19 protein-coding genes and 1 tRNA gene are annotated in these 21,056 nt (G+C 66.1%); 10 read left to right on the top strand and 10 right to left on the bottom strand.

Going from position 1 to position 21,056, the window contains the following annotated elements; all coding sequences use genetic code 11:
* Positions 1-132 precede the first annotated feature (132 nt).
* The 5 genes from LFT44_RS12775 (at position 133) to LFT44_RS12755 (ending at position 5,353) form a co-directional block, all read left to right on the top strand.
* Positions 133-1,470, top strand: coding sequence for a hemolysin family protein (locus tag LFT44_RS12775; RefSeq protein ID WP_236798825.1), 1,338 nt, complete (start codon positions 133-135; stop codon positions 1,468-1,470).
* Positions 1,467-2,537, top strand: a complete 1,071-nt coding sequence (locus LFT44_RS12770; protein ID WP_236798824.1) for a hemolysin family protein — start codon at positions 1,467-1,469, stop codon at positions 2,535-2,537. Before LFT44_RS12775 ends, LFT44_RS12770 begins: the two co-directional genes overlap by 4 nt.
* A 132-nt stretch (positions 2,538-2,669) precedes the next feature.
* A complete protein-coding gene (locus tag LFT44_RS12765; protein ID WP_236798823.1) occupies positions 2,670-3,653 on the top strand; it encodes a metal ABC transporter solute-binding protein, Zn/Mn family in 984 nt (327 codons plus the stop codon).
* On the top strand, positions 3,654-4,469 hold the full coding sequence (locus LFT44_RS12760; RefSeq protein WP_236798822.1) for a metal ABC transporter ATP-binding protein: 816 nt from the start codon (positions 3,654-3,656) through the stop codon (positions 4,467-4,469).
* Positions 4,469-5,353 carry a metal ABC transporter permease gene (locus LFT44_RS12755; RefSeq protein WP_236798821.1) on the top strand — a complete coding sequence of 295 codons (885 nt, stop codon included), beginning with the start codon at positions 4,469-4,471 and terminating at the stop codon, positions 5,351-5,353. The genes LFT44_RS12760 and LFT44_RS12755 overlap by 1 nt, the downstream gene beginning before the upstream one ends.
* On the opposite strand, the gene LFT44_RS12750 is transcribed toward LFT44_RS12755, so the two are convergent.
* A complete protein-coding gene (locus LFT44_RS12750) occupies positions 5,331-5,792 on the bottom strand; it encodes a Fur family transcriptional regulator (protein WP_236798820.1) in 462 nt (153 codons plus the stop codon). The two genes, LFT44_RS12755 and LFT44_RS12750, sit on opposite strands and share 23 nt — an antisense overlap.
* A gap of 117 nt (positions 5,793-5,909) precedes the next feature.
* Between LFT44_RS12750 and LFT44_RS12745 the strand changes: the two genes are divergently transcribed.
* Positions 5,910-6,566 (top strand): MBL fold metallo-hydrolase, encoded by a 657-nt coding sequence (locus LFT44_RS12745; RefSeq protein ID WP_236798819.1) that lies wholly within the window; start codon positions 5,910-5,912, stop codon positions 6,564-6,566.
* On the opposite strand, the gene LFT44_RS12740 is transcribed toward LFT44_RS12745, so the two are convergent.
* Positions 6,563-7,675, bottom strand: coding sequence for a PLP-dependent cysteine synthase family protein (locus LFT44_RS12740; RefSeq protein ID WP_272910857.1), 1,113 nt, complete (start codon positions 7,673-7,675; stop codon positions 6,563-6,565). The genes LFT44_RS12745 and LFT44_RS12740 overlap by 4 nt on opposite strands.
* Positions 7,676-7,752: 77 nt before the next feature.
* On the opposite strand from LFT44_RS12740, the gene LFT44_RS12735 reads away from it, so the two are divergent.
* From LFT44_RS12735 to LFT44_RS12725, 3 genes are read left to right on the top strand one after another with little or no spacing between them, the layout of a single operon-like run.
* Complete coding sequence (locus LFT44_RS12735; RefSeq protein WP_236798818.1) at positions 7,753-8,667, top strand: sulfurtransferase; 915 nt, start codon at positions 7,753-7,755, stop codon at positions 8,665-8,667.
* Positions 8,664-9,839 (top strand): NAD(P)-dependent alcohol dehydrogenase, encoded by a 1,176-nt coding sequence (locus LFT44_RS12730; RefSeq protein ID WP_236798815.1) that lies wholly within the window; start codon positions 8,664-8,666, stop codon positions 9,837-9,839. The genes LFT44_RS12735 and LFT44_RS12730 overlap by 4 nt, the downstream gene beginning before the upstream one ends.
* Positions 9,836-10,264 carry an HIT family protein gene (locus LFT44_RS12725; RefSeq protein ID WP_236798814.1) on the top strand — a complete coding sequence of 143 codons (429 nt, stop codon included), beginning with the start codon at positions 9,836-9,838 and terminating at the stop codon, positions 10,262-10,264. Before LFT44_RS12730 ends, LFT44_RS12725 begins: the two co-directional genes overlap by 4 nt.
* A gap of 44 nt (positions 10,265-10,308) precedes the next feature.
* Here LFT44_RS12725 and LFT44_RS12720 read toward each other — a convergent pair whose 3' ends face one another.
* The 4 genes from LFT44_RS12720 to LFT44_RS12705 form a co-directional block, all read right to left on the bottom strand.
* Positions 10,309-11,292 (bottom strand): beta-ketoacyl-ACP synthase III, encoded by a 984-nt coding sequence (locus tag LFT44_RS12720; RefSeq protein ID WP_236798813.1) that lies wholly within the window; start codon positions 11,290-11,292, stop codon positions 10,309-10,311.
* 22 nt (positions 11,293-11,314) lie between these two features.
* A complete protein-coding gene (gene hrpA / locus LFT44_RS12715; RefSeq protein ID WP_236798811.1) occupies positions 11,315-15,304 on the bottom strand; it encodes an ATP-dependent RNA helicase HrpA in 3,990 nt (1,329 codons plus the stop codon).
* Positions 15,305-15,369: 65 nt separating this feature from the next.
* Positions 15,370-15,720, bottom strand: coding sequence for a protealysin inhibitor emfourin (locus LFT44_RS12710; RefSeq protein WP_236798807.1), 351 nt, complete (start codon positions 15,718-15,720; stop codon positions 15,370-15,372).
* Between the two features lie 59 nt (positions 15,721-15,779).
* On the bottom strand, positions 15,780-16,832 hold the full coding sequence (locus LFT44_RS12705; RefSeq protein WP_236798806.1) for a M4 family metallopeptidase: 1,053 nt from the start codon (positions 16,830-16,832) through the stop codon (positions 15,780-15,782).
* Positions 16,833-16,958: 126 nt separating this feature from the next.
* Between LFT44_RS12705 and LFT44_RS12700 the strand changes: the two genes are divergently transcribed.
* Entirely contained in the window at positions 16,959-17,909 is a 951-nt protein-coding gene (locus LFT44_RS12700) for a cation diffusion facilitator family transporter (RefSeq protein WP_236798804.1), read from the top strand.
* Positions 17,910-17,969: 60 nt separating this feature from the next.
* Here LFT44_RS12700 and LFT44_RS12695 read toward each other — a convergent pair.
* From LFT44_RS12695 to LFT44_RS12680, 4 genes are all read right to left on the bottom strand, one after another.
* Positions 17,970-18,045, bottom strand: a tRNA-Arg gene (locus LFT44_RS12695).
* A 110-nt stretch (positions 18,046-18,155) separates the two neighbouring features.
* Positions 18,156-19,727 carry a ferredoxin--NADP reductase gene (locus tag LFT44_RS12690; RefSeq protein WP_236798803.1) on the bottom strand — a complete coding sequence of 524 codons (1,572 nt, stop codon included), beginning with the start codon at positions 19,725-19,727 and terminating at the stop codon, positions 18,156-18,158.
* Positions 19,724-20,596 carry an FAD:protein FMN transferase gene (locus LFT44_RS12685; protein ID WP_236798802.1) on the bottom strand — a complete coding sequence of 291 codons (873 nt, stop codon included), beginning with the start codon at positions 20,594-20,596 and terminating at the stop codon, positions 19,724-19,726. Before LFT44_RS12685 ends, LFT44_RS12690 begins: the two co-directional genes overlap by 4 nt.
* A 3-nt stretch (positions 20,597-20,599) precedes the next feature.
* Positions 20,600-21,046, bottom strand: coding sequence for an FMN-binding protein (locus tag LFT44_RS12680; protein ID WP_236798799.1), 447 nt, complete (start codon positions 21,044-21,046; stop codon positions 20,600-20,602).
* Positions 21,047-21,056: the final 10 nt, after the last annotated feature.

The raw sequence follows: 21,056 nt of genomic DNA, 5'->3' as shown, positions 1-21,056 counted from the left end.
GCCCAGCTTGCCGCAACCCGCACGGACCAGGCATCGGTATCTGCCGACCATCCTCCGCCGGGACGAAACAGCTTCCCAACCTTCCCATTGAGCACGCTTGAGGCATTTTCCGCACGTCAGGCGGGATGCTGAATGGAGTGGCTTCTCCTTGCAGCAGGCTTGCTGCTGATCGCCGGCACCGGATTCTTTGTTGCCGTCGAATTCTCCCTCATCGCCCTGGACCAGCCCACTGTCCAGCGCGCAATTGACGACGGCGACACAGGGGCAGTGCCCCTGCTCACCTGCCTCAAGTCCCTGTCGACCCAGTTGTCCAGTTGCCAGCTCGGAATCACCTTGACCACACTGCTCACCGGTTACGTCATGGAACCGTCAGTAGGCCGCCTCCTTAAGGCGCCGCTGGCCGCCGTCGGGCTTCCCTCCGTGGCGGTGGAGTCCGTCTCGCTCATCCTGGCGATGGTCCTGGCGACGCTGCTGTCCATGCTCCTGGGTGAGCTGGTGCCGAAAAACATGGCGATCGCGCTGGCCTTCCCCGTGGGCCGCGCCCTGGCGGGGCCGCAGCTGATTTTCACCGCGATCTTCAAGCCGGCCATCCTGGTCCTCAACGGCTTTTCCAACAGGATCCTGCACATCTTTGGGCTGGAAGCCAAAGAGGAAATTTCGGGAGCACGGACGCCGGCGGAGCTTGCTTCCCTGGTTCGCCGGTCCGCGGCTATGGGAACGCTCGATGCCGGGACCGCCAACTTCATTGCCCGCACCTTGAATTTCTCGTCGCGGACAGCAGCCGACGTGATGACCCCGCGCATCCGGCTGGAGACGATCGACGCCGACCAGCCGGTGTCCGATGTGGTGGATGCGGCACGCAGGACCGGGTACTCGCGGTTCCCCGTCATCGGTGACTCGGCCGATGACATCCGCGGCCTGGTGCACATCAAGAAAGCCGTTGCCGTTCCGTGGGAACGCCGCCAAAACCTCGAAGCCGGCGCCATCATGACCGAGGTGCTGCGCGTGCCGGAGACCATCCACCTGGATGCGCTGCTGGCAGAACTGCGGGAAGGAAACCTGCAGCTGGCCGTGGTTCTGGATGAATATGGCGGAACCGCAGGCATCGCCACCCTGGAGGACCTGGTGGAAGAGATCGTGGGGGAGGTGGCGGACGAGCACGACAAGGTCCGCCCGGGACTCCTGCAAAGCGCCTCCGGCGACTGGTATTTCCCGGGGCTCCTCCGGCCCGACGAACTGTCCGAACAGATCCCGGGGTTGAGTGTTCCCGACGAAGCGGCCTACGAAACCGTGGGCGGCTATGTCATGAGCAAGCTGGGCAGGATCGCCGTCGTGGGCGACACAGTGGCCGTCAACGGCGGAACACTGAGCGTCACCAGGATGGACGGCCGCAGGATCGACCGCATCTGCTTCCACCCGGCAGCAGCAGAAGCGGCTGCGCAGGATGCCAATGACAGGAGCAAGCCATGAGCGACTGGGCCGGAATACTCTGGCTGTGCTTCCTCCTGCTGGGCAACGCTTTTTTCGTGGCTGCTGAATTCGCAATCATGTCAGCCCGCCGCAGCCAGATTGAGCCGTTGGCAGACACCGGGTCCAAGCGGGCCCAGACCACCCTGCGCGCCATGGAGAATGTCTCCCTGATGCTGGCCTGCGCGCAGTTGGGAATCACCGTCTGCTCGCTGCTGATCCTGCTGGTGGCCGAGCCGGCCATTCACCACCTTCTTGCTGTTCCCATCGAGACGGTGGGCCTGCCGTCGGAAGTGGCTGATGTCGCTGCCTTCGCAGTGGCCCTGATGCTGGTGACGTTCCTGCACGTGACGTTCGGCGAGATGGTGCCCAAGAACATCTCCGTGTCCGTGGCGGACAAGGCAGCCCTGTTCCTGGCTCCGCCGCTGCTGTTCATCTCGCGCCTGGTCCACCCCGTGATTTCAGTCCTTAACTGGTCGGCCAACCACATCCTGAAGCTGATGCGGGTGGAACCCAAGGATGAGGTGACGTCCTCCTTCACACTGGAGGAGGTGCAGTCGATCGTGCAGGAGTCCACGCGCCACGGTTTGGTGGACGACGACGCCGGGCTCATCACCGGCGCGCTCGAGTTCTCCGAACATACGGCACAGGACATCATGGTGCCGCTTGAAAAGCTCGTCATGCTGCCGGCTTCCACCACCCCCGTGGAGTTCGAAAAAGCCGTCAGCCGTACGGGTTTCTCCAGGTTCCCGATGCTGGATGACGAGGAAATGCTTTACGGCTACCTCCACGTGAAGGACGTGCTGTCTATTCCGGAATCAGGTTACGAACTGCCGATTGCCGAAAGCCGCATCCGCTCGCTCGCCAACCTTTCCCTGGGTGACGAGATCGAAAAAGCCATGTCCGTCATGCAGCGCACCGGGTCGCACCTTGCCCGCGTGATCGGCCCTGATGGCAACACAAGGGGCGTCCTCTTCCTTGAGGACGTGATTGAACAGCTTGTCGGTGAAATCCGGGATGCAACCCAGGCCACCGGCATTCGCCGACTGGGGCAGCCGAACGGAGGCTGACTTACCGTGGCGCTCCTCGGGCAGGGGCGCCACGGTCCGACCAGTCCCCGTGAAACCTAAATAGGAATCATTCGCATTTGGGTATAGGCTTGTGTCTGTCGCCTTCCCTTCCTGTGTGAACTGAGGTTTTTCGTGCGCCGTACAGCCACTGCCAGCTCCTTCCTTGCCGCCCTGACAGGCGTCGGTCTCCTGCTCAGTGCATGCAGCGGCCAACCGTCGCAGGCCCCGGATGCGGAGCAGGGTATCAACGTGGTGGCATCAACGAACGTTTACGGCGACATTGCCCGGACCATCGGTGGTGACAAGGTCAAGGTCACCTCGATCATCAACAACGCCGGGCAGGATCCGCACTCGTACGAGGCGACCGCCCAGGACCGGCTGGCCGTGTCCAAGTCCCAGCTGGTCATCGAAAATGGCGGCGGCTACGACGACTTCATCCATACCTTGGTGGAGGGCAGCAGGATCGACAGTGCAGGCGTGCTGACCGCCGTCGAAATTTCCGGGCTTGCCCACCCGGAGGATGCCACGGCCGGCCCGTCGGCAACACCCGCGGAGGAGTCCGGCGCACACAGCGGACACGACCACGGCGGCCTGAACGAGCACGTGTGGTACAGCCTGCCGGCCATGGAGCGCGTGGCCGATGCCATTGCGGGAAAGCTGGTGTCGCTGGATCCGGCCTCGGCCGCCTCCTTCACCGCCAACGCGAACTCCTTCAAGTCCTCCCTGGCACAGCTTCACTCCAAGGTGGACGCCATGAAGGCGGCTACGCCGGGCAGCCGCGTAGCAGTCACGGAGCCAGTCCCGCTCTACCTTTTGGAGGAGGCCGGCCTGGTCAACGCCACGCCTGAGCAATACACCGCTGCCATCGAGGAGGGCAGCGACGTTCCTCCCGCGGTTCTGAAGGAGGCCACGGACCTGGTTGGCTCGAAGTCCGTACGCCTACTGGCCTACAACGCCCAAACGGAAGGCCCGCAGACGGAGGCACTCAAGAAGGCAGCCGAATCCGCTGGTGTTCCGGTGGTCGACTTCACCGAGACCCTGCCTGAAGGCAAGACCTACCTGCAGTGGATGACGGACAATGTGAACAACATCAGCAAGGTTCTGGAGACAAACTAGGTGAAATCCGTCGTAAGCCTCAAAGGGGCGTGCCTCGCGTTTGGTCAGCGCACCCTTTGGGAGGACCTGGACCTGGACATCAGGCCCGGGGAGTTTTTCGCCGTGCTGGGCCCCAACGGCAGCGGCAAGACAAGTTTCCTCAAGGTCCTGCTGGGCCTGCAGAAGCTGCAGTCCGGACAGGCAACCTTGGGCGGCCGCCCGGTGGAACGGGGCAGCAGCCTGATCGGCTACATTCCCCAGCAGAAGTCGTTCGCGCCGGACACCCCCATGCGCGCCCGTGATTTGGTGGCCCTGGGCGTGGACGGCCACAAGTTTGGGATCCGGCTTTCAGCCCGCAAGACCAACCGCAGGGTGGACCAGTTGCTGGAACTGGTGGGAGCCTCCGACTACGCCAGAGTCCCGGTTGGCCAGCTCTCAGGCGGAGAGCAGCAGCGGCTCCGGGTGGCGCAGGCACTGGCCACGGACCCAAAGGTGCTGCTCTGCGACGAACCGCTGCTGTCCCTTGACCTCCACCACCAGCAGGCCGTCAGCGCCCTGATCCACCAACAGAGCCGGGAACACGACACCGCCGTCGTCTTCGTGACCCATGAAATCAACCCGATCATCGACTACGTGGACCGGGTCCTGTACCTGGCGGGGGGACGCTTCCGCGTGGGGGCGCCGGAAGAGGTCATGACCACCGAAGTGCTCTCAGACCTCTATGGCAGCCACGTGGAGGTGATCCATGCCAACGGCAGGATCGTCGTCGTCGGCCTGCCGGATGCCACCACGCATCACCACCACGAGGCGGACGCGCTGGCAGGGGAGGTGGCCTGATGGACGCCGACAGCATCCTGGGCGCCATCTTCAACTTCGACAACTATGGCGAACTGCTGGTCCTGGTCCAGAACTCAATCTGGGCAGGCGCCATCCTGGGCCTCCTAGGCGGGCTGGTGGGAACATTCGTCATGAAACGGGACCTTGCTTTCGCGGTCCACGGCATCTCCGAACTTTCCTTCGCAGGTGCCGCCTTTGCCCTGCTGGTTGGGGCGGACGTGGTGTTTGGCTCGCTCATAGGCTCGGTGGCGGCCGCCCTGCTGCTGGGCCTGATGGGGGTCCGGGCCAGGGATAAGAACTCCATCATCGGCGTCATCATGCCCTTCGGCCTGGGACTTGGCATCCTGTTCCTTTCCCTGTACCAGGGCCGTGCGGCAAACAAGTTCGGCCTGCTGACCGGCCAGATCGTCTCCGTGGACACCGTCCAACTGCAGGCCCTGGCGGGGACCGCCGTCGTGGTTGTGCTTGTGCTGGTGGCCGTGTGGCGTCCGCTGAACTTCGCCAGCGTTGACCCGGAGCTCGCCGAGGCCAGGGGAGTGCCCGTCCGAACGCTGGGAATCGTGTTCATGATTGTGCTGGGCGTCAGCGTGGCCCTGTCCATCCAGGTGGTGGGGGCCCTGCTGGTGCTTGCCCTGCTGATAACGCCCGCAGCGGCGGCGCTGCGGGTAACGTCGTCGCCGGCAGCGGTGGTGGTCCTGAGCGTGGTCTTCGCCGTGACGGCAACCGTGGGCGGCATCCTGCTGGCCCTGGGGGGACGGATCCCGATCAGCCCCTACGTCACCACGTTGTCGTTCCTGATTTATGTGGTGTGCCGCATCATCGGTTCTGTGCGCGACGCCCGGGGGATCAACGGCCGGGTCCTTACAGTTTCCCGGCAGCCTTAAGGGCGGTGCAGTCGGGGCAAAGGCCGAAAATTTCCACGGTATGGTCCACCTCGGTGAACCCGTGTTCGGCCGCCATGCGCACCGCCCAGGTTTCCACCGCGGGTGCTTCCACCTCCACTGCCTTTCCGCAGTTCCTGCACAGCAGGTGATGGTGGTGGCCGGTCACGGCGCAGCGCCGGTACACCGCCTCGCCGTCGCCGTTGCGCAGCACGTCCACCAGGCCTTCGTCGGCCAGTGACTGCAGGATCCGGTAGGCAGTGGCGAGCGAAACGGAGACGCCCTGGTTCTGCAGGATCCGGTAAAGCTCCTGCGTGCTGACAAAGTCATCGAGATCGTCCAGGGCCGCGCTGACGGCCTTCCGCTGTTTGGTGACGCGCTGTTCCTTGCCGCCTCCTGCCGGGGATGGGGCGGCGGAATCAGCCTTGACGCCGATCGGCATGGACGAACTCTCTTCCGTGGGGGGGCAGACATCAAGATTACCAGTCGGTGCCTGGCAGCCGGATTTCGCCGGCAGGGTTCGTGGACAGCCTTCAGGAACGGAACCTAGGCTGGCGCTATGAAGCTGACCAAGTACACCCATGCCTGTGTCCGTCTTGAGAAGGAAGGCAGGGTCCTGGTCCTCGATCCGGGCACCTTTTCCGAGTCGGCAGAAGCGCTGGCGGGGGCCCAGGCCGTCCTGGTGACGCACGAACACGCAGACCACCTTGACACCAAGGCCGTGGTGGAAGCCCTGGAAAAGGATAAAGACCTGGCGCTGTTTGCCCCAGCGGGCGTCGCCGGCCAGCTGCGCGGGGAAGCCCCGGAGGCAGCGGACCGGATCCACACCGTGGAACCGGGGGCGTCGTTCCAGGCTGCCGGCTTTGACATCCGCAGCTTCGGGGGACAGCACGCCCTCATCCACCCCCAAATTCCCTTGGTGGCGAACATCGGCTTTCTGGTGGACGGCAACGTGTACCACCCGGGCGACTCGTTCATCATCCCGGACGGCATCGACGTCCAGACCCTCCTGGTCCCGTTGCACGCACCGTGGAGCAAGTCCGCGGAGGTGGTGGACTTCGTGATCGGCGTGCGGGCGCCGCGGGCGTTCCAGATCCACGACGGGCTGCTCAATGAGAACGGCCTGGGCGTCGTCGAAGGGCACGTGAAGCGGATTGGCGCCAAGTACGGCACGGAGTACCGGCACCTGGCCCCGCGCGAGTCCGTGGAAGTTTAGGCCACCGCCCCGGTCCACTCCCCGGTGTCCAGGAAGCGCGCGATTGCCGCTTCGTAGGGTGCCGGATCCAGCCCCTGGGAAGCCAGCCACTCCTGGTTCCAGTGCGTGCCCGCATAGCGGTCGCCGCCGTCGCACATCAACGAAACGACGCTGCCCCGCCGGCCTTCGGACAGAAGCTGCGCGACTGTTTCCCAGACGCCCCAGAGGTTGGTGCCCGTAGACGGGCCGGCATGCAGGCCCGCGTAGTGGTGCAGGTGGCGCATCGCGGCAACCGACGCCGCATCCGGCACCCGGACCATCCTGTCTATAACCGTGGGGATGAAGCTCGGCTCCATCCGGGTCCGCCCAATTCCTTCGATCCGCGAGGGAACGCTGGCGGGCTGTCCATCTGCTTCACCCAGCCAGCCGGGGTAGAACGCGGAGTTTTCGGGGTCCACCACCAGCAGCTTGGTGGGATATGAGTGGTAGCGCAGGTACCGGCCGATGGTGGCGCTGGTCCCGCCCGTGCCGGCGCCCACCACTACCCAGTCGGGGACGGGGTGCGGCTCAAGGCTGAGCTGGCCGAAGATGGATTCGGCGATGTTGTTATTCCCGCGCCAGTCCGTGGCCCGCTCTGCGTAGGTGAATTGGTCCATGTAATGCCCGTTGCAGGTGGCGGCTACGTCTTCTGCCACGGCATACACGTCCGGGGCGTTCTCCACCAGGAGGCAGGAGCCGCCGAATTGCTCAATCAGGGCGATCTTTTCCTGGCTGGTGGTGCGGGCCATGACGGCGATGAAGGGAAGTCCCAGCAGCTGGGCAAAATACGCTTCCGATACCGCAGTGCTGCCGCTGGAAGCCTCGACGATGGTGGTGTCCTGCCGGATCCAGCCATTGACCAGCCCGAACAGGAAGAGGGACCTTGCCAGGCGGTGCTTGAGGCTGCCGGAACGGTGTGTCGACTCGTCCTTGAGGTACAGCTGGATGCCCCAGTGCTCCGGGAGCGGTACTGCATAAAGGTGTGTATCCGCGGAGCGGTTGTTCTCCGCTTTGATGGTGCGGATGGCCTGGTCCGCCCACTCCCGGTCCCTTGCGCCGCTGCTCCTGCCGGTGCTGCCCTCGATCGTCACTAATCCAGCGTACCCGCGGTTCGGGAGCCGCCCGTCTAGAGTGGGACCCGTTGGCAAAACAAGGCGTAGGGAGTGCAATGAAGCCGTTGATCGACGTCCCGGAACTTGAGGCAAGGCTTGCCGCCGGATACCGGACGGTCCTACTGGACGTGCGCTGGGCCCTGGGCGATCCGCACGGCCATGAACACTACCTCGCGGAACACCTGCCGGGCGCGGTCTTCGTAGATCTGGCCACTGAACTCTCTGATTCGTCGGTTCCGGACCGCGGGCGGCACCCGCTGCCGGCTCGGGAACAGTTCCAGGAGTCGGCACAGCGCTGGGGAATCCGTAACGGCGACGTGGTGGTTGCCTACGATGACAGTGCCAACATGGCGGTGGCGAGGCTGTGGTGGATGCTGCGTGACGCAGGCTTGGCAGCGGTCTACCTGCTCGACGGCGGCCTGGCCGCCTGGCGGGCAGCCGGACTTCCGCTCGAGTCGGGCCCGGTTCAGCCCAGCCCCGGCGACGTGGAGTTGGGCAGCGGGCACATGCCTGCGCTGGACGCCGGTGCTGCCGCCGGCTGGGCGCACAGCGGACTGTTGCTCGATGCGAGGGCAGGGGAGAGATACCGGGGCGAGGTTGAGCCCGTGGACCCGCGCGCCGGCCATATCCCCGGGGCGGTCAGTGCCCCCACCGCGGGCAACGTCGATAACGCCGGACGCTTCCTGCCGCCGGGGCAGTTGCGGCGGAGGTTTGCGGACCTCGGGGTCCAGGACGGAACGCCGGTGGCGGTTTATTGTGGCTCAGGCGTTACGGCAGCCCATGAGGTTGCTGCGCTGGAAGTTGCCGGGTTCCGGGCAGCGTTGTATCCAGGCTCTTTCTCCGAGTGGTCCAACCGCCCGGAACTGCCGGTCGCGATCGGCGCGGAGCCAGGGGGCGTCGGGTCGGATCCCGGCGACGCCGGAACCCCGGCTGGAAAGTCCGCAGGAGCCGGGGGTAGCGTCGCACTATGACACCAGGACGCCCTGTACCACCGCCCCTTGCCAAACCCATCACCCCGGCCCCGGAAAATGCGCCCGCCCCTGGCAGTGTGCCAGCGACGGAAGCCGGTGCTCTCGCCGCAGCCTACGGTGCAGCGTCCGGGGACAGCGGCCTTGTACCGCTGACAGTGGCCCGCCGGGCACCCAAACCGGACGACGTCGAAATCGCCATCGAATTCTGCGGGCTGTGCCACTCGGACGTGCACGCCACCCGCGGCGAGTGGGGCGGCCAGACCTACCCGCTGGTGCCAGGCCACGAAATCGTGGGAACTGTCAGCAGGATCGGCTCGGACGTCACTGACTTCGCGGTTGGTGAGAGGGTAGGCGTGGGCTGCATGGTGGACTCCTGCCGCGAGTGCGACAGCTGCCTGGACGGCCTGGAGCAGTACTGCGAAAACGGCATGACAGGCACCTACGGCGCAAAGGACCGCAGGAACGGGGACGCCATCACCCAGGGCGGCTATTCCTCGTCGATCGTGGTGGACCGCCGCTATGTCCTGCGCGTCCCGGACTCACTGGACCCGGCCGCCGTCGCGCCCCTGCTGTGCGCGGGCGTCACGACGTTCTCCCCGCTGCGGCACTTCGACGTCGAAGAAGGCGACGTGGTGGGCGTGGTGGGCCTGGGCGGACTGGGCCATATGGCCGTCAAGCTCGCCAAGGCCATGGGCGCGAAGGTGGTGGTGTTCACCACCTCGGAGTCGAAGGTCGCCGCCGCCCTGGGACTGGGGGCCGATGAAGTTGTCCTCTCCCGGGACGAAGCCGCCATGGCTGCCGCGGACCGCACCATCGACCTCATCATCGACACCGTTGCCGCCCCGCACGACCTGAACCCGTTCTTCCGCACCCTGCGCGTGGACGGCGCACTGTTCCAGCTTGGCCTGCCGTCGGAAGCCATGCCGCCGGTCAACCCGGGCGCCCTCATCCGCCGCAGGATCGCGTATGCCGGGTCATTGATTGGCGGCATCGCCGAAACCCAGGAGATGCTGGATTTCTGCGCGGAGCACGGCGTGGTGGCCGATATCGAGATGGTGTCCGCCGGCCAGCTGAATGAGGCCTACGACCGGATGGTCGCTGGAGACGTAAAGTACCGGTTCGTGCTGGATACCAGCACGCTGCAGCCAGCCGCCGAGGAGGCAAACGCATGAGCACGCTGTTCACGAAGATCCTGAAGGGCGAGATCCCCGGCCGGTTCGTATGGCGCGAGGACGATGTGTCGGCTTTCCTGACCACGGGCCCGCTCGCCGACGGCCATACACTGGTGGTTCCCACCGAGGAAGTGGACCGCTGGACGGACGCCCGGCCGGAAACCCTTGCCAAAGTCATGGAAGTGGCGCGGCGGATTGGCGCCGTGCAGGTGGACATCTTCGGTGCGCGGCGTGCGGGCCTGATCGTGGCCGGCTATGAAATCAACCATCTGCACGTCCACGTGTGGCCCTCGCGCAGCATGGCCGACTTCGACTTCGGCTCCGCGGACCAGAACCCGGATCCCGCGGTCCTGGACGCCAACGCGGAGAAGCTGCGTGACGGGCTGCGCGCAGCCGGCTACGGGGAGTTCGTTCCGGCGTCCTAACCTTTGTTCCCTGCCCGCCGCTGCTGCGGCGGGCAGGGAAAGGGTCAGTCCCTGCGTGGCATCATGGCCACCATGCCCGCATAGGTGAAGCCGCCGCCAAATCCGAACAACAGCGCGGGGACGTCCGCCGGGATCTTCCCGGAATGCCACCATTTGCTCAGTCCCAGCGGCACGCTGGCAGCGGACGTGTTCCCCGACTCGGTGACGTCGGTGATGACGACGCGGTCCGACAGGCCCAGGGCTTCCGCCAGCGGCTCGATTATGCGCAGGTTGGCCTGGTGCGCTGCGAGGACCTGGATGTCGTCCAGTCCCAGCCCGGCGCGGGCCACGATTTCACGGGCGCGCTCCGGTGCCTTGGTGAGGGCCCACCGCAGCACTTCCCGCCCGTTCTGGGAGAACCTGCCCAAGGGAGGCGAGATGCGGACGGCGTCCGCCATGCCACCCTCCGAACCCCAGACCACCGGGCCAATCCGGGGCATTTCGGATGGGCGTACGACGGCGGCCCCGGCGCCATCGGCGGTGAGCACGGCCGTCGCGCGGTCCGTCCAGTCGGTAACTGCCGAGAGGGTCTCGGCGCCGACTACGATCGCGTGCGAGGCGCTTCCGCTGCGGATCGCCTGGTCCGCCACGCCGAGGGCATACTCGAAGCCCGAACACGCCGTGTTGACATCCATGATCGCCGGTCCCCGGCGGTTACCGCCCAGGCCAAGTGCCTCGGCTACGCGGCCGGCAGTGTTGGGGGATCGCTCGGCCGCTGTGGTGGTGGCCACCACCACGAGGTCAATGTCTGTGGCCGCAACCCCGGAATCGGCCAAGGCCATCCGGGCTGCGGGGATTGCGAGGTCCACCACGGTTTCACCCTCACCGGCGATATGCCTGGTGACGATGCCGGTGCGCTGGCGGATCCACTCGTCGCTGGTGTCCATCATGCCTTCGAGCTCATGGTTGTCCATGATGCGCGCGGGCTGGGCGTGGCCGAGCCCGGCGATCTCTGTCCCTGCCGGTCCTTGGGCAAGCGTGAGCTTCATGTGTTCCTCTCGTAGGGGAGTGCTAGGCGGGTGCCAGCGCCTTGTTGAGTACGGCGCGGATACGTTTCTCGGAGACGGAGTAGGCCGTGCCGAGCTCGACGGCGAACAGGCTCACCCGAAGCTCCTCGATCATCCAGCGCACCTGGGTTAACTCCTGGCCCGCACCCCGTCCCGGCAGCAGCGCCGAGACAGCGTCGTCATAGTCGTCCTCGAGCCGCTGCACCACTGCCATATTGAGGGCATCCCGCTGGACGTTTCCGGGCAGGCGTTCCAGCCGCTTCTCAATTGCGGCCAGGTAGCGCGGCAGCTGGCTCAGCTGGGCGTAGCCCGTGCGTGCTACAAAGCCGGGATACACCAGCTGCTCGAGCTGGCTTTTGATGTCGTTCAGTGCGCTGATCAGGGCCAGGCTGGTGGTTCCCTTGAGTTGCTTTTCGATGCGCCGGGTGCTGGACAGGATCCGCTCGACGACGGCAGTGACCGAGAAGACCGTGTCGATCAGTTCCGCGCGCACCACCTCATACAACGCATCGAAGGCCTTGCGGTTCCATGGAAGTTCCACAGGGGTGAGCTTGTCGATGGCCGCCAGCGCGCAGTCTGCGATGAGGGCGGACACCGAACCGTGCGGGTTTTGGCTGAAGGTGAGCTTCTCGGTGTTGCTGAGGTGCTCCAGGACGTACCGGTCAGGCGCCGGAACGCGCAGTGCCAGCAGCCGGATCACGCCGCCGCGCATTGCCTCGGACTGTTCCTCCGCGCTCTGGAACACACGCAGCGACACCGAGGTCCGCTGGTCCACCAGTGCCGGATAGCCGGTGATGGTGTGGCCCTTGACCATGCTGCTCACCTGGCGCTCGATGGTGCCGACAGTCCACTCCGTGAGGCCATCCTGCTCCACAAACCCAGCCGCGGCAGGGGCTTGCGGCACCCGGGCGGCCTCCTGGCGTGTGGCCGGCCCGCCGTCGGACGCCTTCCCGTTGCGCCGCTTGGACGTGCCGGCAGCGCCGGGCGCCGTGGATGCCGGGGTGGCACCGAGCGATTCGGCGATGGCGCGGCGGGTGGCCGGTGCAAGCCGTTCCTGCAGTTCCGCAAGGTCCTTGCCTTCGCCCAGGACCTTGCCCTTGCTGTCCACCACTTTGAAGCTCACCCGCAGGTGCGGCGGGACGGCGTCCCAGTTCCAGGAGCCGGGCGGGATGATGGCGCCCCGGATCCGCCGCAGGGCAAGCTCCAGGGACGGTTCCAACTCGTCCTTGGCGGGATCGAAGTCGGTTTCGAGGACGGCCACCGCCTGCCGGGCGACGTCTGGGGCGGGGACGAAGTTCTTGCGGACCTGCTTGGGCAGTGACTTGATGAGCGCTGTCACCAGCTCCACGCGCTGGCCCGGAATCAGCCACCGGAACGGCGCGTCGTCGAGCTGGTTCAGGAACAGCACCGGCACTTCGGCCGTGACACCGTCGGACGGATCGGGGGCAGAGCCCGGCGCCACGGGATGGAATTCATACGTCAGCGGGAGCTCGAAGCCCTTGTGCAGCCATGTCTTCGGGTACGCCGACTCGTCCAGGTCGTCGGCGTCGTCGCTTAAGAGCAGCGATTTGTCGTAATCCAGGAGGTCGGGGGTGTCCCTGCGGGCATCCTTCCACCATTTGTCGAAGTGCCGCTCGGAGACCACGTCGGGTCCGATCCTGGCGTCATAGAACTCGAACAACGTCTCGTCATCCACCAGCAGGTCGCGGCGGCGCATGCGGGCCTCGAGTTCCTCCACCTCGTGCAGGAGGGCGCGGTTGCGGTGGAAGAACTTGTGGTGGGTTCGCCAGTCGCCCTCCACCAAGGCATGCCTGATGAACAGTTCCCGGGCCACCACCGGATCCACCCGGCCGTAGTTGATGCGCCGCTGCGCGATGATCGGAACGCCGTAAAGGGTGACCTTTTCGTAGGCCATGACGGCGCCCTGCTTGGTGGACCAGTGCGGTTCGCTGTAGCTGTGCTTGACCAGGTCCGGAGCCACCTGTTCGGCCCACAGGGGATCGAACTTTGCGGCCACCCGGGCCCACAACCTGCTGGTTTCCACCAGCTCGGCGGCCATGACGAACGTGGGGGACTTTTTGAACAATGCGGAACCGGGGAAGATGGCGAACCGGCTGCCCCGGGCGCCGGCGTATTCGCGCTTGCGCTCATCCAGGATGCCGATGTGGCTTAGGAGCCCGGAGAGCAGGCTGATGTGGATGCCATCGTGGTTGCCTACGGGGTCGGCCAGGCGCTTGTTGTCCAGCGTGATGCCCAGAGGCCGGGCGAGCTGGCGCAGCTGGGTGAAGAGGTCCTGCCATTCCCGTACGCGCAGGTAGTTGATGAACTCGGCGCGGCACAGCCTGCGGAAGGCTGATGAGGATAATTCCTGCTGCTTCTCCTGCAGGTAGTTCCAGAGGTTGAGGTAGCCGGTGAAGTCGGAATTCTCATCGCGGAACCGGTTGTGTTTTTCCGCAGCCAGCTGCTGCTTGTCGGTGGGACGTTCGCGCGGGTCCTGGATGGTGAGGGCCGCCGCCAGGACCATGACTTCCCGGACGCAGCCCCGTTTTCCGGCTTCCACGATCATCCGGCCCAGGCGGGGATCAACGGGCAGTTGGGCGAGTTTCTGCCCGACGGCGGTGAGCCCGCCGCCTTTGGTTCCGTCCCTGCCGTCGGCTGCTTCCGCCCTGCCGTCCTTGCCCTGCGTGCGTGGGGGAGCAAGGGCGCCGAGCTCGCGAAGGAGGGTGACGCCGTCGTTGATGGCCCGGGTTTCCGGCGGTTCGACGAAGGGGAATTCCTCAACATCCTTGGGGCCTTTCGCCACGCCCATCGCCGTCATCTGGAGGATGACGGCTGCCAGGTTGGTCCGCAGGATTTCGGGGTCCGTGAACCGGGGGCGGGACTCGAAGTCCTCCTCGGAGTACAAGCGGATGGCGATGCCGTCCGACACGCGGCCGCAGCGGCCCGAACGCTGGTTGGCCGATGCCTGGGAGACGCGCTCAATGGGCAGGCGCTGGACCTTGGTGCGGTGCGAATACCGGGAGATGCGCGCCGTACCGGTATCGATGACGTACTTGATGCCCGGGACGGTCAGGGATGTTTCCGCCACGTTGGTTGCCAGCACGATCCTGCGCTTGCTGCCGGGGTGGAACACCTTGTGCTGCTCCTGCAGGCTCAGGCGGGCGAACAGGGGGAGGATCTCGGTGTTGGCGAGTCTCCGGTTGGACTGGATGCGGGACTGCAGGGCCTCGGCGGCGTCGCGGATCTCGCGTTCACCCGAGAAGAACACAAGGATGTCCCCGGGCGCTTCCGCTGCCAGCTCATCCACGGCGTCGCAGACGGCATCCAGGGGATCGCGGTCCTCTTCGAGCTCATCGTCGGAGGCCTCCTCATCGTCCGCGGCCGGCTGCGTGAGGGGACGGTAGCGGATCTCCACGGGGTAGGTCCGGCCGGAGACTTCGATGATGGGTGCCGGATTTTCCGGGGTGCCGAAGTGGTTGGCGAACCGTTCGGGGTCGATGGTGGCCGAGGTGATGATGACTTTCAGGTCCGGGCGCTGCGGGAGGATCCGCTTGAGGTAGCCCAGGATGAAGTCGATGTTGAGGCTGCGTTCGTGCGCCTCGTCAATGATGATGGTGCTGTACTTGCGCAGGAGTCTGTCCCGCTGGATCTCGGCGAGCAGGATGCCGTCGGTCATCAGCTTGACCTTGGTCGCCTTGCTGACCTCACCGGTGAACCGGACCTGGAAGCCGACCTCCTGGCCAATCTCGACGCCGAGCTCCTCTGCGATGCGCTCGGCTACCGTCCGGGCTGCCAGCCGCCGGGGCTGTGTGTGCCCGATGAGGCCCTTCTCACCCAGACCCAGCTCAAGGCACATCTTGGGAATCTGGGTCGTTTTTCCGGAGCCGGTCTCGCCGGCGATGATGGTCACCTGGTTGGCGGCGATGGCGGCCATCAGGTCCTCGCGGCGCTCGGAAACCGGCAGCTCGGCGGGATAGGAGATATGAAAAGTCATGGCTGCAGACAGTCTACTGCCGCCACCAACGGCCCTTTATGCCAATTCCGCCTGCAGCGCAGCCTTCAGCTTTGGGCGTCGGCGTCCGCATCGTCGTCCTGCCCGGGACGGAACGCACCGGCAGATTGCTCGGAGGCAGCCCGTGCGGTGTCGACCAAAATGCGCCACGGGCCCGTAAGGGCCTGTTCAGGCAGGGCAGCCCTCCGCTGCCCTGCCGTGATGGAGTAAATGAAACGGTCCGGCTGCGGAGCCTCGAAGGCGGCGGCCGCGGCCCGCGGGGTGCTGGGGACCGCATCCCACGGGCAGGCCTCCACGATGGGTTGCCACTGGCTCAGGTCGCGGTCTGTCTGGGCGTCCACCGTCCACACCCTTGTCATGGCCGCGATCCCGCCGGTGCGCTCCACCTTGATCTTCATGGCCTGGCCCCTGGGCTTCCATTTGGCCCCGCGGCCACGAGCGGGCCCCAGGGCAGCGGTTAAACCTTGACCTTTACAGTTTCCCACGCGGCCCCTACGGCGTCATGCTCCCGCGAAGCGGCGCCGAAAAGGTCGGCGGCGGCACGCATTGTGGCGCGGGCAAAAACCGTGAAGGTTGCCGCGGCCGGCAATGAGCCATTGGTCAGGGTCTCGTACCAGATCCGGCCGGGCGCCTCCCAGGCACAGCCGCCCAAGGCAGACGCCACCTGGTAAAAGGCGCGGTTGGGGATGCCGGAGTTGATGTGGACTCCACCGTTGTCTGCGCTGGTCCGGACATAGGAGTCCATGGAATCGGGCTGCGGGTCCTTGCCCAGCACGTCGTCGTCGTAGGCGGTCCCCGGTGCTTTCATGGACCGCAGGGCGAGGCCCTGGACCTTGTGGGTGAAGAGGCCTTCGCCGATCAGCCAGCTTGCCTCCGCAGCTGACTGGTTTTTCACGAACTGCTCCACGAGCGCGCCGAAGACGTCCGACATCGATTCGTTCAAGGCACCTGCCTGGTTCCGGTAGGCAAGGCCGGCCGAGTATTGGGTTACCCCGTGCGCCAGTTCGTGTCCAATGACGCTCAGCGACTTGGTGAAGCGTTGGAAGACGTCACCGTCACCATCGCCGAACACCATCTGGCTGCCGTTCCAGAAAGCGTTGTCGTACAGCTTGCCGAAGTGCACCGTGGCGTCCAGCTTCAGCCCGCGCCCGTCAACCGAATCCCGTCCGAAGGCGTCCGCATAAAGGCGGTGCGTGTGCCCCAGCCCGTCGTAGGCTTCGTCCGCGGCGGGATCGCCGGTGGCGGGCCCGCCTTCGCCGCGTACAAGCCTGCCCGGGAGCGTTTCCTCCCGGCCCGCATCATAAATGGTGCGGCTGACGGGACCTGGTTTTACCTGGCGCAGTCCGGGCGGGAGTGCCGGCACAGCCTGTGCGCGGGCGGCCTGGAACGACTCGACGTGGCCCAAGGCGTTCCTGGCAGCGTTTGCCGCCGATGAGAATCCGGGCGCATCCTGCTGCGCGAGCCGCCGCAGCAGGTAGGGCGGAACGATGGAACAGAACTGAACGTGCATGGCGTACTCCCTCAGCTAGGTGTTTTCAGCCTATGAGGGGCCACCGACAATCAGTGGCAGGCCCGCCTCAGGGAATTTATTGGCCTGCCGGGCGCTGCAGCGCGCTCCGGTGGGTACGGTAGGCGCATGGCTCAAACCGAAACCCCCGCCAAGTCCGGCTCCACGCTGCTGACGGTCATCGTCGCCTTCGCGGCCAACACGCTCGTGGCCGCGGCGAAGACGGTGGCGGCTGTCCTCTCCGGTTCCGCCTCGATGGCCGCGGAGGCTGCACATTCCTGGGCAGACACCGGAAACCAGGTCTTCCTGTTCTTTGCCGAGCGGCGGTCTTCCCGCCCCCGGGACAAGAGCCATCCCATGGGCTACGGCCGGGAAGCCTACGTCTGGTCGATGTTCGCCGCTTTCGGTCTGTTCACCGCCGGCGCGGTGGTGTCGATCATGCACGGCGTCCAGCAGATTTTTGAGCCGGAACCCGCATCGGACTTCGTGGTGGCCTACGTGGTCCTGGGCGTGGCCTTCGTCCTGGAAGGGATTTCGTTCGCCCAGGCCTTCCGGCAGACCCGGAAAGCGGCCCATGAGCTGGAACGGCACACGCTTGAACAGGTCCTCATCAGTTCAGATCCCACCCTGAGGGCAGTCTTCGCCGAGGATGCGGCGGCGCTGATCGGCCTCGTCGTGGCCTTCGTGGGCGTGTTCCTGCACCAGGTCACCGGATCACCGCTGCCGGATGCGATCGGTTCGATCGCCGTCGGCGTGCTGCTCGCCGTCGTCGCCGTCGTACTGATCGACCGCAACAGGCGCTTCCTGGTGGGGCAGGGCGTCACACCCGACATTGAACGGTCCATGGCCCGCCGTGTGCTGGAGCACCAGGACATCGCCCGGCTCACCTACCTGCACCTGGAATTCGTTGGCCCGCGCAAGCTGTACCTCGTGGCGGCCGTGGATCTCCAGGGGGACCACCCGGAGCACGAGGTTGCGGTGGTCCTGCGGCGGATCGAGCGCGAGCTGGAGGACCACGAAACGGTGGAGGAGGCTGTGCTCACCCTGGCCACGATGGACGAGGCAGCGCTGCGTTTCTGAGGGCACACGTCCCGCTCAACAAACGAAACCCCGCCGCTTCAATGAAGCGGCGGGGTTCTTTGGTGCCCTCGATAGGATTCGAACCTACGACCTTCTGCTCCGGAGGCAGACGCTCTATCCCCTGAGCTACGAGGGCAATCCGGATATCCTGCCGTTCCCGGCGGGACGTCCTAGAGCTTAGCAGGAAGGTGCCCTGCAAGGGAAAACCGCCTCCGGCGCCGGCTCCGGAGGGCCGGAAAGGCGGGCTCAGTAGCCCGAAAAGGAGTCCGTCCGCACCCGGCGCGCGCCTGCACGGCCGGCTGCACGGCGGAGTGCCGCCACGCTTGCGGGGGAGCCGGAGACGTAAACGTCCCGCCGGGAAATATCGGGTACCAGTGCGGCAAGGGCCGCTCCGTCCAGTCGGCCGTCCGCACCGAAGCTTCCGGCGCCAGAGAGGCTGCCGGCGGCAGGGGCCAGGCCCGACGGCGGCACGGACCCGTCTGCGAGCCGCACCAGCACGCGCACTCCGGAACTCCGTAGTTCCTCCGCGTAGGCCACCTCCTCATTGCTCCTGGCCAGCACCAGGATCACCGCGTCCCGTTCCTGCAGCGCACCCGAGGCCAGATACGAGATGAACGGTGTAATTCCGATTCCCGCCGCGACAAGAAGCACGGGCCGGCGCGGATCGCGTGGCAGGACGAAGTCCCCGCCCACCGCCGTGGCAGCCACCTCATCGCCCGGCCGGAGCGCCAGCAGCGCCTCCTTCGCCGCAGACAATGACCCGTCCGTCCGCACGCCAAACTTCACCAGGCGGCCGCCTGGGCCGCCCGCAAGGCTGAAGACCCGGCGTCGTCCTTTTCCGTCCGGCTTGGCCTGGGGAAGATCCAGCTCCATGTACTGCCCGGGAAGGAAGCGCACCGGCCGGGCAGGTTCGAAGGAGAACTCGGTGGTGGCGGGCGTCAGCGGGCGGGCGCCGGCGAAGCGGAGTTTCACGGCTCCGCGCTGGCCCGCCAGGAAGGCCAGCAGGTTGCCCGCAAGCAGCGCTGCCTCCGGTGAATTGGCAAAGATTCCCAGGTTCCAGGGGACCGCGAAGAGCACGCCCACCAGTGTTGCGAGCGCCAGCTGCTGCCAGCGCCGTGGCGGCAGCGTCAGGGGCTCGGTGAGCATGAATCCCACAAAGAAGAGCACCGGCCGCTGGGCCAGGGCCTGCCAGGCGCCCATCCCCGCTGTCATGCCGGCGCGAAGCAGCTCGAGCATGATGATGGCAGTGGCCACCGCCGTAAACAGCGACGCCATCAGGAGCTTGCGTGTCCGGTACAGGACCAGCAGCACGCCGGGGACCAGCAGCCAGAGCATGGCGGGCGTCGCTGCCCACCACGTGGCGATGTTCAGTCCAGTGAGTCCGGTGGCGAAGGCACCTGCGGCGGCTGGGTTGAAGATGTGCCGGCCACGCCACGCCAGGGTGTATTTGGACGCGGACGCCAGGATGCAGGCCAGCGCCACTCCTGCCAGGTCCATCGACTGCAGGGACGGCCAGAACAGGAAGTAGAGCAGCAACCCGGTGATAAGCGCCGACTCCGTGTGGGGCCGGACCCGGAAGAGCGCCGCCATGGCCCTGTTGGAGGCATAGGTCAGGGCCAGGCACAATGCCAGGTGCGCCAGCATTTCCGGGATGCCGAACGTCAGCCAGCCCAGCACGTTCAGCAGCAGGCTGTAAGCGGCCAGTGCCGACAGGACCAGCAGGACAAGCCGGTACATGGTGAACCTGCCGACGACGGTCTCCACGCGCCCGGCCAGGTAATGCGCAGGGCGGGCTTGGGGTGCTTCCACAGGGTTCATGAAAACAACGCCCCTTCAAATCCGGCGGAATAGGCGGCGCTGCCGTCGGAAAAGACGGTCAGCCAGGAGAAGTCGAAGGTTTCCTGCAGCGTTGCCCCTGGCACGAAGAAGAGCGCCGTGGCGAGCGCGTCAGCCACCAGGGCGGTGTCTGCCAGCGTCCAGGTGGCGACGGCGGTGCGCACCGGGTGGCCGGTGGTTCCGTCCAGCACGTGGTGAAGTCCGTCGCCCCAGGCACGGCGGTTGGCGGCGGAAGCACAAAGAGCCCGGCCGTCCAGATGGATCATGCCGATCGCCTGCTCCGGGTTGTAGGGATGTTCGAGCGCTACGCTGACGGGTCCTGCGCCGCGGGCCAGGAGGTCGCCGCTGGCATCGATGAGGAACTCACCCATTCCGGTGGCCTCAAGTTCCGCCGCCAGGAGGTCCACCAACAGTCCCTTGCCGGCGGCGCCGATGTCCAGTACCACAGGGGTGCTGGCGGTCAGGACTGTTCCGGACCAGCGAAGGACCGCCTCCCATTTTGGCGCCGGGAGGGGCGGGCCGGCGGGCAGGAGCGAATATGCTGCGTCATACCCCAGACGCTCAAGGCTGCCGCCAATCAACGGCGTCATGGCCCCACCGGTAAGCCGATAGAGCCGGCCGTACAGCTCGCCGAGCGCGGCGGCCTCGCCGGGAAATTCATACTGCCCCGGCTCCCTGGCCAGTTCCCCGACCAGCGAGTCGGAGCGGAAACGGGACCAGTCGGCGTCGAACTTTTCGACCCTGTCCAGCAGGCGCCTGCGAACGGACGCCGGCAACGGCAGGGGAGTGCTGACTGCCCAGCCGGTGCCGATCCCCTGAAACGAGAAGTCCTCCCAGTCCGCCACGGGCACCGCCTACTGCGCCTCGGACTTGATCTTCTCCACTGCCTGGTTGAAGCCTCCGCTGGTCAGCGAGGAACCGGCAACCTTGGAAACGTTCAGTTCATCGATGTTCTTACCCACCACCTGGGCTGCAATGCCACCGGCAAACTGGCCCTGGAACTTCCGCGTGTTCGGATTCGACGGGTGCTGGGTGATCTGCACGTCCGTGACCTTTCCCGCGGCAAGGGTCAGCTGGACGCCCACAGTTTCGGTGCCGTTGGGCGAAACGTAGTTTCCATCGGCGTTGTAGGTGCCGTCCTTGTACTCGGCCCCGCTGGCGGCCAGGGAGGAGGATCCTGGGGTGGGCGCCGGGGCGTCGGCGGGTGTGCTGTCGGCGGACGAGGGTGCGCAGCCGGCGACGGTTCCCGCCAGCGACAAGCCGGCGATACCGGCCAAAAGACCGTTGCGGACTGCGTGCATGGATGGGCTT

The organism is Arthrobacter sp. FW306-05-C (assembly GCF_021801725.1).
Classification (GTDB): domain Bacteria; phylum Actinomycetota; class Actinomycetes; order Actinomycetales; family Micrococcaceae; genus Arthrobacter.
The sequence above is the reverse complement of the archived record's forward strand: the minus strand, read 5'-3'. Positions and strand labels throughout refer to the sequence as shown.

Coding starts and splice junctions, on each gene's coding strand:
- hrpA (WP_236798811.1), bottom strand. CDS start 15,304: ATGACTTTTCATATCTCCTATCCCGCCGAGCTGCCGGTTTCCGAGCGC.
- LFT44_RS12705 (WP_236798806.1), bottom strand. CDS start 16,832: ATGCACGTTCAGTTCTGTTCCATCGTTCCGCCCTACCTGCTGCGGCGG.
- LFT44_RS12700 (WP_236798804.1), top strand. CDS start 16,959: ATGGCTCAAACCGAAACCCCCGCCAAGTCCGGCTCCACGCTGCTGACG.
- LFT44_RS12720 (WP_236798813.1), bottom strand. CDS start 11,292: ATGAAGCTCACGCTTGCCCAAGGACCGGCAGGGACAGAGATCGCCGGG.
- LFT44_RS12735 (WP_236798818.1), top strand. CDS start 7,753: ATGAAGCCGTTGATCGACGTCCCGGAACTTGAGGCAAGGCTTGCCGCC.
- LFT44_RS12750 (WP_236798820.1), bottom strand. CDS start 5,792: ATGCCGATCGGCGTCAAGGCTGATTCCGCCGCCCCATCCCCGGCAGGA.
- LFT44_RS12745 (WP_236798819.1), top strand. CDS start 5,910: ATGAAGCTGACCAAGTACACCCATGCCTGTGTCCGTCTTGAGAAGGAA.
- LFT44_RS12710 (WP_236798807.1), bottom strand. CDS start 15,720: ATGAAGATCAAGGTGGAGCGCACCGGCGGGATCGCGGCCATGACAAGG.
- LFT44_RS12770 (WP_236798824.1), top strand. CDS start 1,467: ATGAGCGACTGGGCCGGAATACTCTGGCTGTGCTTCCTCCTGCTGGGC.
- LFT44_RS12690 (WP_236798803.1), bottom strand. CDS start 19,727: ATGAACCCTGTGGAAGCACCCCAAGCCCGCCCTGCGCATTACCTGGCC.
- LFT44_RS12775 (WP_236798825.1), top strand. CDS start 133: ATGGAGTGGCTTCTCCTTGCAGCAGGCTTGCTGCTGATCGCCGGCACC.
- LFT44_RS12680 (WP_236798799.1), bottom strand. CDS start 21,046: ATGCACGCAGTCCGCAACGGTCTTTTGGCCGGTATCGCCGGCTTGTCG.
- LFT44_RS12755 (WP_236798821.1), top strand. CDS start 4,469: ATGGACGCCGACAGCATCCTGGGCGCCATCTTCAACTTCGACAACTAT.
- LFT44_RS12725 (WP_236798814.1), top strand. CDS start 9,836: ATGAGCACGCTGTTCACGAAGATCCTGAAGGGCGAGATCCCCGGCCGG.
- LFT44_RS12730 (WP_236798815.1), top strand. CDS start 8,664: ATGACACCAGGACGCCCTGTACCACCGCCCCTTGCCAAACCCATCACC.